At 46.8% G+C, this 21,283-nt stretch carries 14 protein-coding genes; 1 reads left to right on the forward strand and 13 read right to left on the reverse strand.

The window, feature by feature from the left end; all coding sequences use genetic code 11:
- Positions 1-294: 294 nt before the first annotated feature.
- Positions 295-639, forward strand: a complete 345-nt coding sequence (locus AC58U0_RS05225) for a putative endonuclease domain-containing protein (protein WP_497377964.1) — start codon at positions 295-297, stop codon at positions 637-639.
- A gap of 491 nt (positions 640-1,130) precedes the next feature.
- Here the strand turns inward: AC58U0_RS05225 and AC58U0_RS05230 are convergent, their stop codons facing one another.
- The 13 genes from AC58U0_RS05230 to AC58U0_RS05290 all read right to left on the reverse strand — a co-directional run bounded on the left by AC58U0_RS05230 (position 1,131) and on the right by AC58U0_RS05290 (position 21,265).
- Positions 1,131-3,491 carry a glycoside hydrolase family 95 protein gene (locus AC58U0_RS05230; RefSeq protein ID WP_497377965.1) on the reverse strand — a complete coding sequence of 787 codons (2,361 nt, stop codon included), beginning with the start codon at positions 3,489-3,491 and terminating at the stop codon, positions 1,131-1,133.
- A gap of 21 nt (positions 3,492-3,512) precedes the next feature.
- Entirely contained in the window at positions 3,513-4,967 is a 1,455-nt protein-coding gene (locus tag AC58U0_RS05235) for a DUF5605 domain-containing protein (RefSeq protein WP_497378252.1), read from the reverse strand.
- 28 nt (positions 4,968-4,995) lie between these two features.
- The gene (locus tag AC58U0_RS05240; RefSeq protein ID WP_497377966.1) at positions 4,996-6,426 is read right to left on the reverse strand and encodes a DUF5060 domain-containing protein; all 1,431 of its coding nucleotides are present in this window, start codon (positions 6,424-6,426) and stop codon (positions 4,996-4,998) included.
- Positions 6,427-6,459: 33 nt separating this feature from the next.
- Entirely contained in the window at positions 6,460-7,359 is a 900-nt protein-coding gene (locus AC58U0_RS05245; RefSeq protein ID WP_497377967.1) for a carbohydrate ABC transporter permease, read from the reverse strand.
- Positions 7,360-8,334 carry a carbohydrate ABC transporter permease gene (locus tag AC58U0_RS05250; RefSeq protein ID WP_497377968.1) on the reverse strand — a complete coding sequence of 325 codons (975 nt, stop codon included), beginning with the start codon at positions 8,332-8,334 and terminating at the stop codon, positions 7,360-7,362.
- On the reverse strand, positions 8,321-11,287 hold the full coding sequence (locus AC58U0_RS05255) for an extracellular solute-binding protein (protein WP_497377969.1): 2,967 nt from the start codon (positions 11,285-11,287) through the stop codon (positions 8,321-8,323). The genes AC58U0_RS05250 and AC58U0_RS05255 overlap by 14 nt, the downstream gene beginning before the upstream one ends.
- Before the next feature lie 15 nt (positions 11,288-11,302).
- The gene (locus tag AC58U0_RS05260; RefSeq protein ID WP_057301702.1) at positions 11,303-12,424 is read right to left on the reverse strand and encodes an ABC transporter ATP-binding protein; all 1,122 of its coding nucleotides are present in this window, start codon (positions 12,422-12,424) and stop codon (positions 11,303-11,305) included.
- Positions 12,425-12,536: 112 nt separating this feature from the next.
- Positions 12,537-13,559 carry a dienelactone hydrolase family protein gene (locus AC58U0_RS05265; protein ID WP_497377970.1) on the reverse strand — a complete coding sequence of 341 codons (1,023 nt, stop codon included), beginning with the start codon at positions 13,557-13,559 and terminating at the stop codon, positions 12,537-12,539.
- Between the two features lie 69 nt (positions 13,560-13,628).
- The gene (locus AC58U0_RS05270) at positions 13,629-14,519 is read right to left on the reverse strand and encodes an AraC family transcriptional regulator (protein ID WP_057301704.1); all 891 of its coding nucleotides are present in this window, start codon (positions 14,517-14,519) and stop codon (positions 13,629-13,631) included.
- Positions 14,520-14,543: 24 nt separating this feature from the next.
- On the reverse strand, positions 14,544-15,608 hold the full coding sequence (locus AC58U0_RS05275; RefSeq protein WP_497377971.1) for a sialidase family protein: 1,065 nt from the start codon (positions 15,606-15,608) through the stop codon (positions 14,544-14,546).
- 34 nt (positions 15,609-15,642) lie between these two features.
- The gene (locus AC58U0_RS05280) at positions 15,643-17,799 is read right to left on the reverse strand and encodes an MGH1-like glycoside hydrolase domain-containing protein (protein WP_497377972.1); all 2,157 of its coding nucleotides are present in this window, start codon (positions 17,797-17,799) and stop codon (positions 15,643-15,645) included.
- 110 nt (positions 17,800-17,909) lie between these two features.
- Positions 17,910-18,893 carry a sialidase family protein gene (locus tag AC58U0_RS05285; RefSeq protein WP_497377973.1) on the reverse strand — a complete coding sequence of 328 codons (984 nt, stop codon included), beginning with the start codon at positions 18,891-18,893 and terminating at the stop codon, positions 17,910-17,912.
- A complete protein-coding gene (locus AC58U0_RS05290) occupies positions 18,890-21,265 on the reverse strand; it encodes a glycoside hydrolase family 95 protein (protein ID WP_497377974.1) in 2,376 nt (791 codons plus the stop codon). The genes AC58U0_RS05285 and AC58U0_RS05290 overlap by 4 nt, the downstream gene beginning before the upstream one ends.
- Positions 21,266-21,283: the final 18 nt, after the last annotated feature.

The following is a 21,283-nucleotide window of genomic DNA, read 5'->3' on the forward strand; positions in this document are numbered from 1 at the left end:
GTTCGTTGAAGGAAAGTTTTGGAGGGGTTGTTACTGTATATTACTATGGTCTTGTCTTTATCTATTCCAAAAGTAGACAAAGTTTAAAGTAGCCATAGATTTCAGCTTTGTGCTATAAAATTTCAATAGATATACGGTTGTGAAGCACACGCCGCTGCCCGGTTTCAGGTTATCCTGACTGGGGAGCGGCTTTATTTTTTCCTAAGGAGGTATGACGCTTGAAGGTTGAACTTGCTTATTCGGAAATTTATAAGACACCATGTAAAGTCGCGAAAAAGTGAAGCGCGGTAGCGTTTGAAAGAAGGACTCGGTCATGCGGAAAAGTTATTTTTGGAGCAAGTATGGTGGCCCGCCTTCTCAAACTTTGAAAATCTGGTGCCTGAGTATGAAATCCAAGACTTCCGCGACGGTACACGATTTATCGACTTTGCGTTCATTCGCGGGCATGTCCGGTTGGCAATAGAAATCGACGGCTACGGCCCTCACTTGCAGAAGATTACACGATCTCAGTTTTCCGATCAATGGATCCGACAAAATCATTTGATGCTCGATGGCTGGAAATTACTTCGCTTCTCCTTCGACGATGTGAAAGACAAACCTAGAATGTGCGAGCAAATGATTCATCAATTCATGGGGTAATGGTTTGGAAGCAGTCACTCCGGTCAGTACAGCAGCTATTCTGTTGAAGAAAGAGAGGTTATCCGTATTACGCTTCGAAACAATAGAAAAGTAAAACCGGTTGACGTATGTTCGGCGTTAAATGTTGAGCAGCAAAAAGCACGCAACCTGCTTCGCAGCTTACTCTCAAAGGGAATACTAATCCCTGGCGGACGCGGTAAGCAACGCACATACATCTATCACTTAGCACATTCCATAACAACAGAGTTTGCCGACCTGTAACACAACGATGAAATACATCGTTGCAGCAAAAGTGTCGGTGCAAAAAGTCGCCGAAGAGAAATACATCATTGCAACAACATAGGTTGCCCATAAAGTCGCCGAGATGTCTTGAGAAAGGCTGTACGACGCAGAGTCTGACAAAAAGTCGCCAAATATGTCTGAGTGATAGGCAGTACGACAAACAAAGCCACCGATTACGGTGGCCTTGTGCATGATCCTATTTTTCAGCGCTAAATGTTGGTTACCATCTTCGCTTCTTTAAACTGTGTTTGCTTCCCCGCTACGAGCACGTACGTCTTACCCTCAACAGCATCGAACTTAGTTAAAAACTCTGAAGTTATGGTTTCAACCGGCTTCCCATCCATTTCCACGATAAGAGACGACTGCGGGCGTATGCACGTTACGGTGCATAATTGGCTTTTCGTCGCTTTAATGACACAGCGCGTAAGCTCGCCTTCCTCCCATTCCATCTCGATCTCGAAACCGCCACGGGCGCGAAAACCGCTGATTTTACCACGCATCCATGCCTTCGGTAATGCCGGAAGCAGTGCAATCTCCCCACGGTGCGATTGCAGAAGCATCTCGGCAATTCCCGCCGTTCCGCCAAAATTACCGTCAATCTGAAAAGGTGGATGATTGTCGAACAAGTTCGGTAGTGTCGAGAGGGAAAGCAGCAAGCGAACATGCTCATAGGCTTGTTCCCCGTCTTCCAAGCGCGCAAAAAAATTAATGATCCAAGCACGGCTCCATCCCGTTTGGCCGCCCCCGTTCTCCAACCTGCGTTCCAGCGTCCGTTTGGCCGCTTGCGCCCATTCCGGCGTATGCCTTGCATGAATGATTTCTCCGGGATGGAGCGCGAACAAATGAGAGATGTGACGGTGGCCCGGATGCACTTCATTCCAGTCCTCCACCCATTCCTGCAGCTGTCCGTGCTTGCCGATTTGCGGCTGCGGCAGCTTGTGAAGTGTAGTTTCCCATTTCGGCCGTATCGTTTCATTCGTTTGAAGAATGTCGGCAGCCTCTATACATGCACTGATTAATGTATAAATGATTTGGGTATCCATGGAAGGCCCTATAGTCAGACAACCTACGCTTCCGTCGGGACCGATGAATTTATTTTCGGGAGAGGTAGAAGGGCCCGTAACAAGACGTCCCTTTTCATCTTCAAACAAATAGTCCAGGAAGAATTCAACCGCTTCCTTCATAACCGGATACGCCCGTTCTCGGAGAAATGATTCATCCAAGCCGAACCGATAATGCTCCCAGAGATGCAGGGATAACCAAGCGGCACCCATCGGCCAAATCGAACCTGGAATATGATTCCCTTCAATTTGCGTGGATCCCCACATATCGGTATTATGGTGAGCGACGAATCCATTGCAAGCATACACCTTCTGCGCTGTTTTCCTGCCATGAGGCCGCATACGATCGATCAAATCAAACAATGGCTCATGGCATTCAGACAAATTACAAACTTCCGCAGGCCAGTAATTCATCTCTGTGTTAATATTGATTGTGTATTTTGATTCCCATGGCGGTGTAAAACTTTCATTCCAAATGCCCTGCAAATTCGCAGGGTTTGAACCAGGGCGGGAACTAGCCATAAGCAAATAACGGCCATATTGGAAAAACAGAGAAATGAGCCCCGGATCTTCACCACCGTCTTTGTACCGTTGAAGTCTGACATCAGTAGGCAGTACTTCGATTTCACTGGCATCTTTAGGACGTCCCAACTCCAGCTTTACACGTCCAAATTTAGAAGTATGATCCGAAACGTGATCCTGCTTGACCCTTTCGTATCCCTTACTTGCCGCATGAACCAACTGTTGCATACACTCGGCTTGAGGGTCCTCATGCCGAAATGTGGTTGCAGCCGAAAGATAGATAGTAACAGCTTCCGCCTGATGAACAGTGAGGAAATCACCGATTGCATCCACCGTTCCGCCTTCTGGAACAGCTTTTACAGCCGTGCAGTACGTCACTCCGTTTTTTCCGCTTTCTCCGCTCATTACCAATGTATCGTTGGCTATCCTTTGCGTACCTTCATCAAACGGTCTTCGGCTCAAATGCATCCTGAGATTCAATGTTGCAGGCCGATTGCACGTGATCCTGATAACCATCACCTGATCGACCGCGCTGCTGAACAATTCCCTCTCATGCTGGACATCGTTTAGGCAATAGCTAACATGGGCGATACCCTGCTCAATGTCCAAGTCCCTGTAATAATTGGAAATCATCTTTTTTTCCCCGTCGTGGTAGAAATGCAAATCACCCAACGGTTGATAGGGACGCATGGATTTGGGATTGGACATTAACCCCATTTGCGCCAGCTCTTCTGCCTCAATTTGTTTCCCTTTACTTAATAAACGCCTTACTTCCGGAAAATATCGCCGACCATCCGGATTGTCTCCGTTCACCGGTCCGCCGTACCAAACCGAGTCTTCATTCAATTGCAGCCGTTCTTGATTTACTTTTCCAAATATCATCGCACCCAGACGTCCGTTGCCGATCGGTAATGCCTCATTCCACGTTTTTGCCGGTTTTTCATACCACAGCTTTGTAACACCAGTTGATTTCCGCAAATGTTCCAATGACATCTCTCCTTGATTAAGCTATTTATTAGACGAATCGGTCATTTTTCGTATTCGCAATGCGTAATAAAGCTTTGCAGGCAAATCAATTCGGAATCGACCTTCATATATCCCACTAAGCGGCGTGATGGTCATGTTCCATGTATCGATCAGATCAACCTCATATTTCCCATCTGGCAGTGCAAATTCGCGGAATGCAAAACGATGCGGGCCAAAGTACTGTAAATAAAATTCGCCTCTTACCTCCAACGTTGCGGCGTCAAGCCGATCACTGCTGTAAGTCATATGAGCCGGCCCATCCTCAAGAATGCCGCGCATAAATTCGATTCTCCGAACGCTTCGTCCATGAAGTTCCCCTCCATGCGACCACCAAAGAACTTGCTCCGCATTCAAATACGTTTCTCCGTGAGTAACATAGCCTCCACGGCAATTTCCTTCCCAAATCCGGCAAACTAACTCTTCAGGGGTCAAACTGCCCCACTGGGTATCCAGATTTCCCTCGTAACCGCATTCATCGATAATGACCGGTTTTCCATAATGCTTGGTACATTCCGATGCAATTCTCACGTCGGTATGTTTGATGCTCGCATGCGTCACCCATGGAACTCCGAAGTCATACCAGGTTTGACAATTATGGATCGAGCGCAAATGTCCGCCATAATCGTATTCCTGAACAATTCGAAATAAACGCTTCCAATCCTCAAGACTTTTACACTTCATTAAATCGTATTCATTGGCAAGCGACCACCAGACGTTGTGGTATGCGCTAAGACGTGCGATGACATAACGTAGATAACGATCGTCCTCTTCCGAAGACATCTCATCGAAGCCCCAACGTCCCTCGTCGTACGGATGAAACAAAATGAGGTCCGCCTCTATGCCCAAATCTGCCAAATCCTTTACCCTTTTCTCCAAATGGGCAAAATAATCCGGGCGAAGACGGCTATAATCGAATCCTTGTTCTGACGAGCCTTCAAAAGGATAGAAACTTGGCTCAGCGTAATTAAACCCATCGTTTTTCGGGAACACACACATGCGAATTTTGTTAAATGGCGAATTCTGCAGCGTAAGCAGCGTTTGCGCCTGAAGTTCATCACTTTGCAAATGCCATACATAAGACGTCGTGCCAAACGGGGTGAACCGAGTTCCATCCGCATACTGAAAATGAGCAGCATTCTTTACCCGAACAGGTCCGTGATTTCCGGCTGCTGAGATGGTGCAAGTAAACTCTCCCGATATCCTGTCCAGATCCGAACAATTGCTTGACGTTGCATACGACCATACGCCTTCTTCCTCCGGCATAAACCGGATACGGTATTTCCCGTTGCCATCGTAAAATCCTTCCGCTTCAGCAACATGCAGTTCCTTCTTGAATATGGCGCAGAGACGTATGTCAGTGAACGGGTTTCCATCTGAGGGACCTTCCAGTGTCAGCTCAAACACACTCCAGCGTTCAACTTCCTTGGTTACTATCAGTCTGACCTCCTCCTTCCGGGTTTTCTCTTCAAACCTTCAAAATGCGTAATGCGAGATTAGGTTTTCCGGGGAGGTCAACCCTGCTTCGTCCGCGAAACGTGCCTTTAACCGGTGTAATCGTCATGTTCCAAGTATCGATAATCTCGATATGGTAGGAAGCATTTTCAGGGAGATCAATGAACTTATAGGCATGCTGGTGATGACCGAAATACTTAAGCCCATAATTTCTTTGCTGCCAAGCTTTCATCCAATCTGCAGGACCTTCCTCCATAATTTTTCGCAAAAAGGCAATTCTCTCCGTACTCTCTCCGTACAGTTTACCCCCCGAGGATATCCACGCCCGGGTCTGCTTGTCGATGAACGATTCACCATGCCCGACAAACCCGCCTCGGGACATGGCTTCCCAAAATCGGTGGGTCATTTCCTCTCCGGAAATATTGCCCCAACGTCTAGAGCTGTTGCCTTCATAGGATATTTCGTCAATGACGATCGGTTTCGGATTCGCCTCCCGCCAGCTTGTCGTAAGCTCCGCATCCCAGTGCTGTATGCTTTGATGAGTAATCCAAGGCTTGGAGAAATCGTACAACCAGGAAGATTTGTACATCTTCGTCCCGTTATGGATCGAACGAAGATGTTGGTACGGGTCCTTATGCTGTACGAATTGGATCAGACGATCCCAATCGTCGACCGTTTTGAAGGAATTAAAGTCGTACTCATTGCAAAGCGACCACCATACGTTCCGGAAAGCGGAAAGACGTGCGATCACGTAGCGTAAGTAAAAGATATCGGATTCCGCGTCCATATTATCGACGCCCCAAAACCCTTTATCGTAAGGGTGGAATAAGACGAGATCAGCTTCTATGCCGAGCTGCATCAAATTGTCGATCCGCTGCTCCAAATGGGCAAAAAATTCGGTATTAAATCGCGTTTTATCCACATCTTCTGGATACGCTCCATCGAAGACTAACTGAAGAGGAGGCTTCATATCCCGTGTGGGCAACAGACACATCCTCACTTTATTGAATGGAGAATCTTTCAACGTTTGTAAAGTAAGCTCCTCCAGCTGTTCATTGTAGTGAGTCCAATGATAGCAGGTAGTGCCGAACGGCATATATGACGTACCATCCTCATAAGCGAACAAATACTGATCCTTTACCCTCACGGGACCGTGATTCTCGGGAGACGGCTCGACACATACGAATTCGCCGAAATGACCATCAAGATCATTGTGATTGCTATGGGTAACATAGCGCCAAACGCCAGCTCGATCAGGCATGAAGCGGATCCGGTACGTTCCGTTTCCATCGTAAAAGCCATCAGGCTCTATAACGAGGTTCTTGTATTGAAATCGGGCGGATAGCTGAACCTCCTGAAACGGATTGCCTTCAGACGGTCCTTTTAACGTCAACTCAAACCGTCCCCATTTATCCACTTCTCGCCCGTTCTGATGAATGCCCATCGGTACGTTATCCCCCTCAATCCGTTATGATCATTACTTGATACCGGAATGTGCCATTGTCGCGATGACCTTACTTTGGAACGTCAAAAACATGATGAAATTCGGTAGAAATAGGATCATCGCAGCCGCAGCCGCAGCACCTTGCCTTGACACACTGTTCGCCAAACCGGAGGTCAAAGTTTGCACATAGAACTGAAACGTTTTTAATTCCTCATCCTGAATAAAGTTTTCCGATGCTTCCGTGCTGAGCCATGCCGAGTTAAATGCAATGATGCTGACTGTCATAATCGCAGGCATAACGACGGGTATGACGATTCTTAAAAAAAGCGTAAATTCTTTGGCTCCGTCCATCCGAGCGGAATCGAGCAATTCATCTGGGAGTTGATCGATAAACTGCTTCATCAGAAAAACACCTGTTGGCACAGCTACGAGCGGAAGGACATGTGCCCAGTACGTGTTAAAAATACCCAATTGGCTGATGATCAAATATCTGGGAATCGAAACCGTTTCAGGAACGAACAACAGTGTCAAAAGTATCGTCGCGAATATCATTTTATGACCAGGAAATTCATGCTTGGAAATCGGATAAGCGCACATGGCACTTGCAATAACGATTGCAGTAACACCCAGTGCAGTGGCAATCACACTATTAAACAAATATCGCGTGATTGGAACTGCCGTCCCCTTCGTTATGGACGCTAATTCCATAAAGCTTTGAAGAGTAGGATGTCTCACGAATATGTTCGGCGGATAAATGAACAATTCCTCATATGGCTTAAATGCGTGATTAAATATATAGACCAGCGGCAGCAGCAAAAAAATACTCATCAAAATGAGAATGATAATAGAAATCTTTTCCATATGACTAAATCTGCGCAGCCTTTTCCGTTTTCGCCACGAATTGAAATTTCGAAGAGTTCCCGCGACGCTCATTTATTCGCCCTCCTTCGTGCCAAACAGCTTTTCGCATAGCTTATTAGCAAAGTAAATAAATATAAGCAGAAGGACGGATAACGCCGTCGAATAACCGAGCTCAAAACGGGTGTATCCATAGTCGTGCATGTGAGTCAGGAGAACATGGCCCGAATATTGCGGCGTCGGATTCATGCCCGAAAGCGTCTGACCTATTTCTCCGGATTGAATTGCACCGACGATAGCCATGACAGCTCCAAACAACATTTGCGGCTTTGTGGAGGGAATTGTTATGTACCAAATTTCTTCCAGCCTGCTGCGAATGCCATCCAGTTTGCCTGCTTCGTACAGCTCCGGATTCACATTCAATATACCGGCCAGCATGGCTAGGAACCCGATCCCCATACTTTTCCAAAGTGTGACAAAGACCATGGAACTCATCAAATACTCTTTGCTAGTAGCCCACAATTTGGGTTCGGCAATGAATCCGAATTTCAGAAGAACACTATTTAAATAACCAATTCGATCGCTAGATAACATAGGAACCCATATAATGCCAATTGCTATCGTGCCTGCCAAGGAAGGCGTATACATAGCGAGTGTAAACCATTTGCGATAGATGCCGGGCAGGATCGAGATCAGCCACGCTAGTAAAAAAGCTGCCATATATCCACCTGGTCCGACGAGTAACGCAAATGTAATGGTGTTCGGCAGCGCGTATTTGAGCAAAATCAAATCCTGGGATATCATGTAACGGAAATTGTCCCAGCCAACGAATCGAGGAGGTTCAATGGAATTATAATACGTAAAACTAAGTACGATCGCAGAAAGAACAGGAAGGAAGATAAAAAGAATGAAACAGATCATAAATGGCGCTATGAATAAATAAGACACCCGATATGACCAAATCGTTTGCAGCAGCGTACGATCCTTTTTCTTCACTCGTTTTGTGGAAGTATGAACACTAGGCAGCACTAGCGGCTCACTTTTTAACATACTTATCCACCCCTTCCCACGGCTTTGTAATAACCGGCAAGTCCAATGACCTTACCATTTTTCCGTTTCCGTCGACAAATTTAAATTCCTGCAGTTTTCTTTGGACTTCGCGGTCCAATTCTTTCGCGGACAGTTCGAGCGAAGTCCGGTAGTTCATCCCGTCAATCACGGTTCGGTTCCATGCATTTTTCAATTCGCGCTCCATTAGATAGCTGCCGCCTGGTACATTCGGAACTTCCCTGTACCATCTCCATTGCTCCAAAATCGCTTGCAGATCATCTTCCTTCCAGGGAAGCTGAGTAAACGCATCCATGTTCGATGTAAACCAGCGGAATGTCACGCCGTTGAGCGTTTCCAAATCTGTGCCGAACCTTTCCTGTACTTCCGCCGAAGTCCACCATTTCAGAAACTCCCAACCTTCCTTCGGATGCTTGGCGTTTTTCATAATCATCGAAGAATACATGTTTCCACCCATCCACCTGGCTACCGTTCCATCATTCTGCCGTTCACCGGGCACAGGAGCTACCCCCCACAATCCATTCAGTTCGGGAGCCGCTACATTCAATTGCAGATACGTATTCAAATCGGCAATACCGAGAGGATACGACCCGTCTCTGAAATGCTGGTAGAAGCTATCCATTTGTTGATCGATCGCATATTTGTTTTGCAGCTCGGTCCATTGTTTGAACGCATTGAAGCTTTTCTCTGTCGTCAGCCCAGTTTTCGAGCCATCTTGCAGATAGTATTCTGCCCCATGCATCTGCAGGAAGATACCGTGATCATTAACCGGTGTGAAGTTCATACCGTTCTGCTGCAGCACAGGCAGCATTTTGTAAAGATCATCCCATGTGTCCGGAACCTTCAGGTCTAATCTTTGTAAAATATCTTTCCGATAGTACATCACCCGAAACTCCTGTGTTTCCGGTACGGCGTAGTAACCGCCATTATAATAGAAAGCCGGCCACGTACCCGGGGAAAATTGCTTATAGTACTCGTCGAAGTCCGGAAATTGCTTCAGATTATAGATCCCACCGCGAATCGCATAGTCGAACGGAATTTGCTGCTGCAAGCCTAACGCAACGTCAGGCGCAATTCCTGCGGCATTCATCATGACAAGCAGTTTCTCATCTTTGAGCAGATTCACTCTGACTTTGATTCCGGTTTGCGGTGTAAACATTTCATCCGCCAGACCTTGCAGCATATTAACGTAATCCCGCCCTCGGAGCATCCAGACATCAAGCACCATCTCTTCCTTGTTTGTCGTTCTTTTTGATTTGAAGGAATCGATAAAATTGATGATTGCCCCTTCCCATTTTTCGTAGAAGGTCGGTAACATCTTCGGAAGCGGCTGCTCAGCAGGCACGACATAAATACGATCTAATTGGAGAGGCTGATAGGAGAGCTGTTTAATTTGTTCCGCCACCCTGCCTTGCAGCCTGTTCAGGATGCTTGGATTATACGGAATTTCATCTGGGTTTTTCAGCAAGTCTTCCATATCTTTCTGAACAGTCACAAGCGCTTGCGCAACAGCATCTGGACGGCCATTGATGGTTGCCATACGTGCCCGAACCCCATCCAAATCATCATGTACGCCTTGTAATTGTTCGACGAAAGTAGGGAGGTCTTTTTTGAAATCCCATGTTCGGTTTTTATCGTCCACCCCGCCGGTCAGCGTTCTTAAATCAGCGGATAGCTTCGACAATTCACTTATCGTATGATCCAAATCGGAAGAAATTGAACCGAGTGGAGCCCATGTGACGCGCATCGAGATCGTATTAGTCCCTTTTTCCAAGTAAAATTCATATGGATTCTCCTTATCGTCTGCCAGTGTTGTACCTTTCCAGCCGGAAGAATACATAAACCGATAGGCTTTTAGTTCCGAAAACGGCACTTTACCGTTGATCATAATCTGACGGAACGAAGAGCGGTTAGATACGTACGATTGATCCGCGCGCATCGCAATTTTGTAGTAGCCGGTTTCCGGTACGTCGAAGTTCCAGCTGATCTCTTGATTATTCGATGACCACCGGGAACCGTCTACCACATTATAAGTAATATGGCCGCGTACACTGGGTGTAGAAGCAATATCGTTATCGTAGGCCAGGGATATGGATGAATCGTTCTTCCATTGCATCTGTTCGGCTTCGATCACGATCGGGTCCGCTTGTACTGTAGGAGCACCTGTTGGCCACTTGCTTTTCACGGTTTTATAGTCGGTTGTTTGGTCTGGCGCTTTTAACGTTATGGATTCCAGTGCAAAAGGATCACTGCCCGCCAACCGGATTCTGTGCTTCCCTGGTTTCAAATACCAGGTTAGCGGATCTTCGTATACGCCGGACAAATCGCGCAGCACCCAAGATAACCATCCGGATTTGTCATCCGCTGTTGGGCGAATCTCATCGCCTTTATCGTCTTTGCGAATGGGAAACTTATCCTTCCAATGCCGGTATAACTCGACCGATTTCGATTCCAAATATGGGCTTGAGCCATCAACGGTCAGATTTAACGCAATCGGCTTGCGGTATTTCGTACCGACGAAAGGATTGTATGACATTTCGATCGTATACAATCCGCCTTGCGCCACGTCCACTTCGTATTCGATCCATTCATCCCTTGCGGCATTCCAGATCAAAACGCCATTTTTCTCGTTATAGGATCCTATAGAAACATTCGCGTTATCCGACTGACCAACCAGCTTCGAGCCAGGTATGGTCATTTTCCCCATGTGATCGGTCGAAGCTCCTTCCTTTTTCCACTGATCAAGCTTTTCAAAATAATAAGGATCCAGTTGCTTGGATGAATTCGCCTGATTTTCCATGCTCGTTATCTTCGAATCTACCCCCGATGAAAGGCTTGTATCCGCTAAACCGGGAAGCGTTTGACTGAGCATACATACGATCGCCAGCATCGTTGAAATCCATACCCGGGTTCGAAAAAACACCTTCAACTTCATCCCTCCGCTGTCTATTTAGTACAATAGATTGTCCTTTGAATCTTTATCAAAAAATAGTGCTTTCTGCATATCGAGAGACAAAATAAGCTTCTCGTTTTCCTCAAAGTCGTGATCGGCTCGGGTTCGAACAATCAGTAGATTGGGCATTCCGATATCCATGTACAAATACATATCCGCCCCCATCAATTCGTTGATCTTTTGAATCCCGTTAATTTGAGCATAGGAGGTAGCTTCACTCACAGCCGGATTTACATGGATATTCTCACAGCGAATTCCTAAAACGACGGTTCTGTTTACTTTGTTTTTCATCTTTAAAATGTTCGATTGACTCGCAGGGATTTCCAAATAATACCGGTTAGTATGAAACTCTAGCTTGCCGTCCGTGCTTTCCATAATTTTGCCCTCAATTAAATTGATCGGCGGCGTCCCGATAAATCCGGCAACGAACATATTTCTTGGATGATTGTAAATCTTCTGCGGAGTATCTACCTGCTGGATAATGCCGTCTTTCATGACGACGATGCGATGTCCCATTGTCATCGCTTCCACCTGATCATGCGTCACGTACACCATCGTCACGCCAAGCTGCTTGTGAAGCTTAATGATCTCCGTTCTCATTTGGACTCTCAGTTTAGCATCCAAATTGGATAATGGCTCATCCATTAAGAAGACTTGGGGATCACGGACAATGGCTCGGCCGAGGGCAACACGTTGACGCTGACCGCCGGAGAGCTGCTTAGGCTTCCTGTCCAGAAAAGGTTCGATTTCCAGTATCCTCGACGATTTTTTGACTGCTTGATCGATCTCGTGTTTGGGCATCTTACGCAAGCGCAAACCGAACGCGATATTTTCGTACACGCTCATGTTCGGGTATAAGGCGTAATTTTGAAATACCATCGCAATATCCCTATCCTTCGGCGGCAAATGGTTGACCAATTGATCTCCGATATAAAGTTCTCCTGATGTTATATCCTCCAAGCCGGCGATCATCCTGAGTGTCGTTGATTTACCGCAGCCAGACGGACCTACCATGACAAGAAATTCTCCGTCGTGTATTTCCAAATGGAAATCTTTGACAGCATATCCACCATCTTTACCATAACGTTTTTCCACGTGATTCAAAAGAATGCGCCCCATTGCGGCACCTCCGATAGTCTGTTTCAAACTTCCCGATGATAACGGTTTCAGTTCATTATACATCCATCTACTTTTTAACTTATAGGTGATGATTGCTTACTCTATAGGTGAATCATGCTTTCAACTGACGTGCTAACCAATCGTATGATTGTCTCCCCGACACTTCATGTTTTCCTGGAAAAAGATCAACTTCAAACTTTCCTTCGGTTCCCTCGGTATGATAAATCTCCTTGAGTTTGACGATAGCTTCCTCTACGGAAGCAACTGGAAATAACGGGTCTTCGATTCCCGATTCGACAAACAGCGCTCTCGGTGCGATCAGTCCGATCAACTCTGGAAGATCCGCGTAAGGAAGAATCGACGGTAAATAATTGTCAATGCAATGATTCATTGCTAATAAGCTTCCTCTAAAAGTGCTTGTAAACGCGCAAATAACGGTAGCCTTAATACGTTCGTCCAGAGCGGAACTGAGCGAAGCAATTAAACCGCCACCGGAAAATCCCATGCATCCGATCCGATTCGGATCTACATCCTCTCGCGTTAACAAATAATCAAGTGATCTGATTGCTTCATAAATTCGCAGGCCGGCTAACGTTTTTCCATAAAGCAGCAAGCGAGAGGCGAGCGAAAAGCAGGAACTGCTTTTTTTCGGATCCTTATCCTTGTCCGCCGACAGCCTACGATCACCGAACCCGATGATCTCGGGCGCTACGACGATCATGCCCCTTTGTACAAGTTTCAAAGCAAAATGCTGATGGATGCCCGGAGGCGCATCATCCGTGGTTCCGTCTGGCTTTAAACCGACGATCTCCCTGCTTCCGTATCCGTGTCCGTGCCATGCAAGCACGGTTGGCGCTCTACCCATGAGCCGTTTCGGAATCAATACGAATGCAGCAACCTGAAGGTTTATATCTGTCGTATAAATGACACGCTCTAGGTAGTGATCTCCTTTATCCATCCTCTCAAGTACAACCGGATTCAATTCACCTATCGTATCGGGGATTTCCCCCAAACTTTCAAGCAGTTTTGACCGTACATCGGCTTTTCTTTCGTTCCATGGCTTTTTGATTGCTAGCCTAGATTCATCATTCAAGTTGTTATATACATGTTCCAAGTAATCATCCGGATTCCACATCGATTATTCCTCCACTTTAATAAATTAAAAAAAGAGCTGTTCCATAGCTATGGTCAGCCCCCGCGCAAATTAATACGTTATAGCTTTATCTTCGAACTCTTGGAAATTTTGTCGGTATTGCCGAGGCGTTACCCCTGTTTTTTTACGGAATAGAGCATGGAAAAACTTCATATCCTGATAACCGACTTGATTGGCGATTTGATAAATCGGAATATCGGAAGATTTCAACAGTTCGCAGCATTTTTGAATGCGTACGTTTTGCAAGTATTGCGTGAACGACAGACCCGTTGATTTTTTAAATAAGCGTTGAAAATGACTGGCACTTAAAAAAAAGTAATCCGCCACATGCTGAACCGTAAGGTTTTGTGTGTAATGGGATTTGATGAAATGTACGACTTCCTCCAACATCCGAAAAGGAACAGCCTCCGATTCATTCTTCAATTCAAAGCGCTGCAGCATCACCAGCATTTGGATCAGCAAAGCGGTCAGAATGGTCTCAAAGCCAGTGCTCCGCTTCAAATATTCACGGTACATATTGTCAACGATCGTTGAGAATGTATCATGCTTATCTTGAAAATGCAGCCACCGCTCCGGACACTTACATGGAAACGTGATGGAATTGTAGGTGTGAGATTCTTCCTGCAGAAGATGCATCCAGTTCTCCATTAGCCCAACTCGGAAAATGCAGTTATATATGACGAGCATTTTATCCTGCGTCGGAGATGACGGCCTAAATACATGTGATGTTCCAATTGGAATCACAAACAGATCTCCCTGTTTAATGGGAATCACTTGATCTTCAATGTAGTGATAACCGCTTCCTTCCCCCACATAACTGATTTCAACGAAATCATGCGTGTGCTGGGTGGTTGTAAACGATTCCAATTCACGATTTATGAAAATATCCATCTTTCCGTCAAAAAACAAGTCTCCACTTAAATGACCAATTCTACCATTCATGACCATCACCTCCAGCACATGATTTCAACCCTCTTTTACCCATTCTTCCGCTAGACAAACATGTTTGATTCCTTTTCGTAAATATGAAAAAGCAATATGAATCTTACCATCACGCGTAGAGATAATCGAAGGGTAGGAATACCCGATTTCGCTATCCTTGTACTCCAAATCCGCCATCTGTACGTTTCTGAAATAAGGCCATGTTTTTCCTTCGTCTTCTGAGATGGCTAACGTAAGCGGCGTACGCAGCGGTTTCTTGCGGAACTCGCCCTTCCTTTGGACCCACCTGAATTGGTCACGCTCCATGGTGGAGTTATTATAGATCAAGGCTAGATGGCCATTTTGCATCTTAATGAACTGCATCGAGGAATTGTTGTTCGGCAGTTCACTCTTGACAGGAACTGTCCAGCTTTTTCCGTTGTCGCGAGAAACACTTGTATAGATACGGTCCGCCTGGCGGCTCCGGAACATCGCGTAGAGCGTACCATCGTTTAATTCAACAACGTTCATTTGAACCCGGTGGGTGCTGCCCTGCACTTCGAATTCTTGCCATGTTTTCCCTTGATCTGAGCTAATTTGCACAACGCTGTAGTGCCCGTCAAGCTTACAGTAATACGTCGGGAGCAGCCAATCGCCATTTTTGAGAACGAGCAGAGGATGCCTCAGAAATATACCCAGACCGTCAAACAAAACCTCGGTAGGGCTCCAAGTAAAACCCTGGTCTTCCGATACGCGATAAACAATCCTCGATGTTTTTTGATTATGGGGCTCGTTGGACGTATGGAACAGCCATAGTTTACCATCTGGCGCTTGATGCAGGATCGGATTTTGCTCGGATCGTTCGGGATCACCCGAAAGCTGCACGGGAGAAGTCCATTGTTTGGCTCCAGCAGGTAATCTCGCCATCAAAACATTGGTATCAGGATTACCCTCCCCACTTCCCGAAAACCAAACGCAGAGCAGGTCGCCGTTGTCCAGTTCCAGTAAATTGGCTGCATGGTTGTCATTTGGATACGGAATGGGAAGGTAAGCTTCTTGTAGATGCGGATCCGTCTCCGACTGTACAACAACTCCATTGAAACGTTTCATTAGAACACACTCCTTGTCCGCATGGTAAACCATTTCACGATAAGTTCATTTCCTTCCATGTTAGCTCTGTTCGGCAAAGTGTTTGATCTGAGAAAACAAGTTTGCCTTTTACATACAAACAATAGCCTTCCTCGATATTCGGAATATCTGATAACATATCGGGTTTCCGGTAAGTGATCCGAATTTCCGTGCCTGCTACCTTCACGCGGTCCAAGCAAAAATAATCCAATCCTGTATTCAGTGGATCTAGGACTATCCCATCTTTTTCAATGGTCAATCCCGCCACATGTGAAATTATTAGATCGATATAATACGAGTGATTGTATTCCTGTTCGTCACTTAACGGTTCGCCCGTTGCACTGTTGTAATGCTCAACAAGACCAGGCTGGTTTAAATCTCTTTGCATAAAATGGAGAAACGAATATTCGCGCAGATAATAGGCAAACTGACGATCGAATTGATGATTTCTCCGTTTACTTTCCTTTGCGAGCGCGTCAAGCGCAATCGAATTGGTATAAGGCCAGGTCGGACCGTCCCATACGCAGCCGTTCCGTCCTTTGACAAAATGGCCCATCCAGCCCCCTTCTTGCGAATAGGCAGGACAATCGGCGGAAACAGACGGGAACGGACACTTCGTATGAAATTCCTGTTCATTGAACAGATGCTCGATCATCCCATTGAAACGATCATCCAGGATTTCTGCCCAACCGGGATAAATCCCGACAATATTTTTGACAAACGCTTTCTCATCGGTTTGATAATGTAGATCGTAAAAGAACTTTGTATCTTCATTCCACATTTTGTCAAGAATGTCCTGCTTGATATTGTCGGCTTGTCGATAAAATTCTTCCGCTTCCGGATCACCCGTGACCTCGCACAATTTAGCAACGCCGAGCGTGTTTAAATAGTGATAGATGGCGCGATCCACCCTTTTGAGATGGGTGTAGGTTGCCTTGTCCTTGGGATTTTTCGGAAATTGGTGAAAATACCAATAGCTTGGTTGATATTCTTTTCCCGTCCGCGTATGTTTGTGTTCGATCATCAAATGATCTTGATCATTTCCGTTCACAAGCTTCCATGCCGAAATATTCGATTTCATGGCAGGCAGTATCTCCGCTATCATTTCGGTGTTTCGATGCACGAGATAGAGCTGATATGCGGCCCAGCAAGAGAAGTTCGCAAACGAATGCATGATCGTATCTACCGTTAAGCAGCTAAACATGCCGTCTTCGCCGGGTGCATTCTTCATGTTTCGCAACGGACCTTCACTATATATCGGATCGTGATACCATCTGGCATCCATCAGATGCAGGGGAACGGACAGATTGATCAGCTTGCTGAACTCCCATCCTCCTTTGCTGAAGGGCTTTTTGCTTTTTTTATGAGATCTTCCCTCGTAAAACAATGGATAGGACAAGTGACCGTACTGTGGATCGGCCAAATTGTGCCGAAGCAGAAACCACCGATAGGTCCAAGTCTTGTTTAACACAGGGTCGCTGCAAGTAAATGTCGGTGTTTTTTCAAACCAGATTTGATATTCATTACGCTGATTTTCTATGACCTGATCGGTAGTGTAAACGCTTTCCGCATACGCCGAAGCCCGTTCCCTCAGCAAGTCGGTATGATCCTGACCGGAAATTCCAAATGCCGCTGAGACGATAATATCTTTGGATTCTCCTGGCTTCAAACGCATTTCTTCGAACAATGCGGGATCGCTGACGGCAATTACGCCTGCGATGTCAAAGCTGTAATGCTCGATGTTAAACATTCCATATAGATAATTCCCTTTGCATTCCGAGAACGCATCTCCATACGTCTCCAATCGTAATACGAGCTCCTCGCTGCTTCGATTCGTCCAAGTCTGACAGGAAACTGCACAGTCGTTCCAAGAGATGAACTTGCGTTCAACCAATGAAAGACGGTTACCTGTATATGCCATGAGCAAGTGACTCGGAAACCATTCGGTCTGGCACGGCTCAAAGCTTTCTTCCAAATTGTTCGTTATCTTAAACAACAAAGGAATATTGACTTTGTGAATAAAATCGAACCGTCCAGAAAAACCAGGTACGGGATCCAAATAATCGGCCCACAACCGCGCTCCGGTCGAACCGAGCAAGAGTGCACCGGGGAGCGTACGAAGCGCTTTTTTTCCCGCGCGCAATTTTTCGTCCAATCGGCTGCCAGCTGGCATGGATGACCTCCCATCCCATAACTGCTTATGGGTGTATTGTATTACCCTGTTTATTATATCGAATTCATCTGAGAGATGGATGGTGGTTATCCGCTCAAACTATAGGTCAATCATGCTAAATCTGCAAGAGTGATTTTCCAGAAGGCAATGCGTTCACGCTTCCAAGTATAGGTCACATATAGGTCAAGACCGCTTGCAACTATAGCTGGATAGGAATACTGTTTTTCACCTTCATCCAGTACAATTTCATTTTCCCAAGTAAGGCCATTATCTTGTGAAAGCCGAATGACAAGCGGCGTTCTCGGTCCCTTATTCTTCCCATTTTCTGGACGAGTCGGATTGTAAATCAGCGCAATTGTGCCGTTATTAAGCTTAACTAGATCAATTCCGCTGTTATTGTTGGGTAATTCGGTGGGATATGCAGGACACCACGTTCTTCCCCCGTCCATCGAATCGCTGCGGTATATAGACCCTTCGGTGCTTCGGGTGAGCATATGCACGATTCCAGGGACAGATTCCCATAAGGTCGGCTGAATAATGCCCTTTCCTTTCATACGGCTGTGTTCCAAAGGGACGATTTCACTGCGAGTCCAGGTCTCGCCTCCATCGAACGAGAGGTCGACAAATGCATCCCAGGCTGGTTCCAGTGAAGCAGGGGCAGCAATCGTTCCATCGTGCAGCACAATCGGCTTGTTTTTGACAGGTCCCCTTCCTCCCTTATCCCCCTCAACCAAAGGAACCGGAGATGTCCATGTGTTTCCGTTATCCGTAGAGCGAATAACCATGGTTTCCCAATCGGCAATACTGGATCCGACTTTATAATAAAGAAATAGAATGCCTTCATTCGTTCGAAAAAGGACGGGGTTCCAATGAGGAAGATCCTCTTGATCCGCCACTTTCACGGGCGGTGTCCATCCCTTGTCTCCCCTGCGCGATATCCAAATCGCAACATCCCCAGCTTTCTCTCGTGTTCCTCCGAACCATGCGGCAATCACATCGCCCCCTGGCAGCAGTTCCAAAGTGGATGCGTGACAGCTGAGGAAGGGTCTCTCCTCCTCAAAAATGAATTCCTTTACGGTATTGACGTATCTCATCCTTTAACCTCCGATACAGGAACGATTTCGTAATAGAATCCTTCGCCAGTTTCAAACACCGACTTGTCACTAGACGAACGGTAGATTTGTCCATTTAGGAGGATTTGAACCGGCTGAGCGGTCCATAGCCGACACTTCTTACCAGCAATCGACTTAATGAAAGCACGTGATAGTTTTCCATCCTCCCATTCCATATCGATTTCAAACCCACCGCGGGCTCTCAATCCCTTAACGCTACCATGCCTCCATTGGAGCGGTAAGGCCGGCAAGAGCTGAATCACTCCTGCATGGCTTTGCAGCAGCATTTCTGCAATGCCTGACATACCGGCAAAATTACCGTCAATTTGGAAAATATTCATCTTCACCTTCGGATGCCGGTGAGCATTCATCATATTGGGGTGCAGACCAGCAAGCAAGTCGTTTAAGAATCGACGCGCTTCTATCGGCTCACCCAACCGTGCCCAAAAGTTGACTGTCCAAGCGCAGCTCCAGCCCGTGTGCGCTCCGCCATGGGCAAGACGGCGTTCGAGTGTATTCTTGCAGGCTTGGAACAGTTCAGGCTGTCCACGTCGTGTAACTTGATCCAGTGGATGAAGAGCGACCAAATGTCCGATATGCCGGTGTCCCGGTTCCAACTCTTCGAAGTCTTCGTCCCATTCCTGCAGCTGGCCGAATTTTCCGATTCGGAACGGGGGGATTCGGCTCAGTGCCGTTTCCAGTTGTCCCCTAAACGTGTCATCTAGATTTAGAATGCGGCTGGCCTCCATGCAGTGGGCAAACAATCCCTTGATTAGCGCCAAATCCATCGTCGTTGCTTTTGTTACACTGCTTCGCTGCCCGTCCGGGGTAATGAAGAAATTTTCAGGGGACGTAGACGGGCAGGTGACCAAATAGCCATCCGGATCCTCGATAAGAAAGTCCAGACAAAACAGCGCGGCTTCTTTCATTGCCGGATACGCTTGTTTAAGAAATTGTTCATCCTGGCTGAAAGCGTAATGCTCCCACAAGTGTTGGCATAACCAAGCGCCGGCCATCGGCCAAAATGCCCAACTGGGCGATCCGCCTACCGGCGTCGCCGTCCGCCACAAATCAATGTTGTGATGAGCAGTCCATCCCCTGCTGCGGTAATGGATACTGGCCACTTTCCGGCCTGTGATCCTTAAATCTTCGATCAGATCAAACAGCGGTCGGTGGCATTCCGCAAGATTGCCGACCTCCGCCGGCCAATAGTTCATTTCAACATTAATATTTGTTGTCCAGCTGCTGCACCACGGTGGTTGGATCTTATCGTTCCAAATGCCTTGCAGATTCGCCGGCTGCGTACCAGGACGGGAGCTGGATATGAGCAAATATCTCCCGAACTGAAAGAACAGTGCAGCGAGACCAGGATCGTCATTCCCGTTTTTGACCGCTTGGATGCGAACATCCGTAGGTAGAAGGCTTTTGTCCTCGCCGCTATCGGCAAGGTCGATAGCAACTCTGCCGAATAGTGCGGCGTATTCGCTCATATGCTGCTCTTTCAGACGATCGTACCCCAGTCGTACAGCATTCGTAAGCCATGCAGTACACAAGTCTGAAGGATCTTTGCCCAGTACGACCGGATCTTTCTCGAAGCCGTTGTAACTGGTAGCAGCGGCCAGCAGCAGAGTAACTGATCCTTTCCCGCTGAAGCGAATCCGCCCGCCGCTGACTTCCACCCTTCCGCTCTCCGCTGCTGCTTGAAGGTGGATTTCGAAGCCGATTCCTTTCCCCTCGGCATAGAGAATGGGATCGGATGATTTGACCGTGTTAGGCAAAACATGATACGGGCAGCGGCCGGAGAGCGTCACCCGGTCTAAAGAAGTTTTGCCTACGGAAAACTGCAGCGGGCTGTGAAGGACGGCAGTAAAACTGGTTTTTTTCTCGCTGTGCAGACGTATCGCCATCACTTGATCAACGGCAGATACGAACACTTCACGTGTGAAGACAGCGCCATTTTGACAGTAACGCACCCGTACAATTCCAGCTTCCAGATCTAATTCCCTGTGATAATTCGATATTTCGCCCTCTTCGTCATAGATAAGCTCCAAATCCCCGAGAGGCATGTAGGACTCGATATCCGGCCCTTCCATGTACTGTTCAATAATCTGCTCCGCTTCAGCGTACTTCTTCGAAAATATCAATTCACGCACAGGGTCCAAATGCCGCTCCGCATCATAGCGGACCGTCTCCCGGGGTTCCCCCGACCAAAGCGTATCCTCGTTCAATTGAATGTGTTCCCGGTTCGTGCCGCCATACACCATACCGCCAAACCGACCGTTGCCGATAGGAAGCGCTTCGAACCAATCCTTGGCCGGCTGGGTATACCAGAGTGTGGATCTCTTATCGGACATAGACTCTCTCCCCATCTG

It is taken from the genome of Paenibacillus sp. J31P190 (assembly GCF_059692075.1).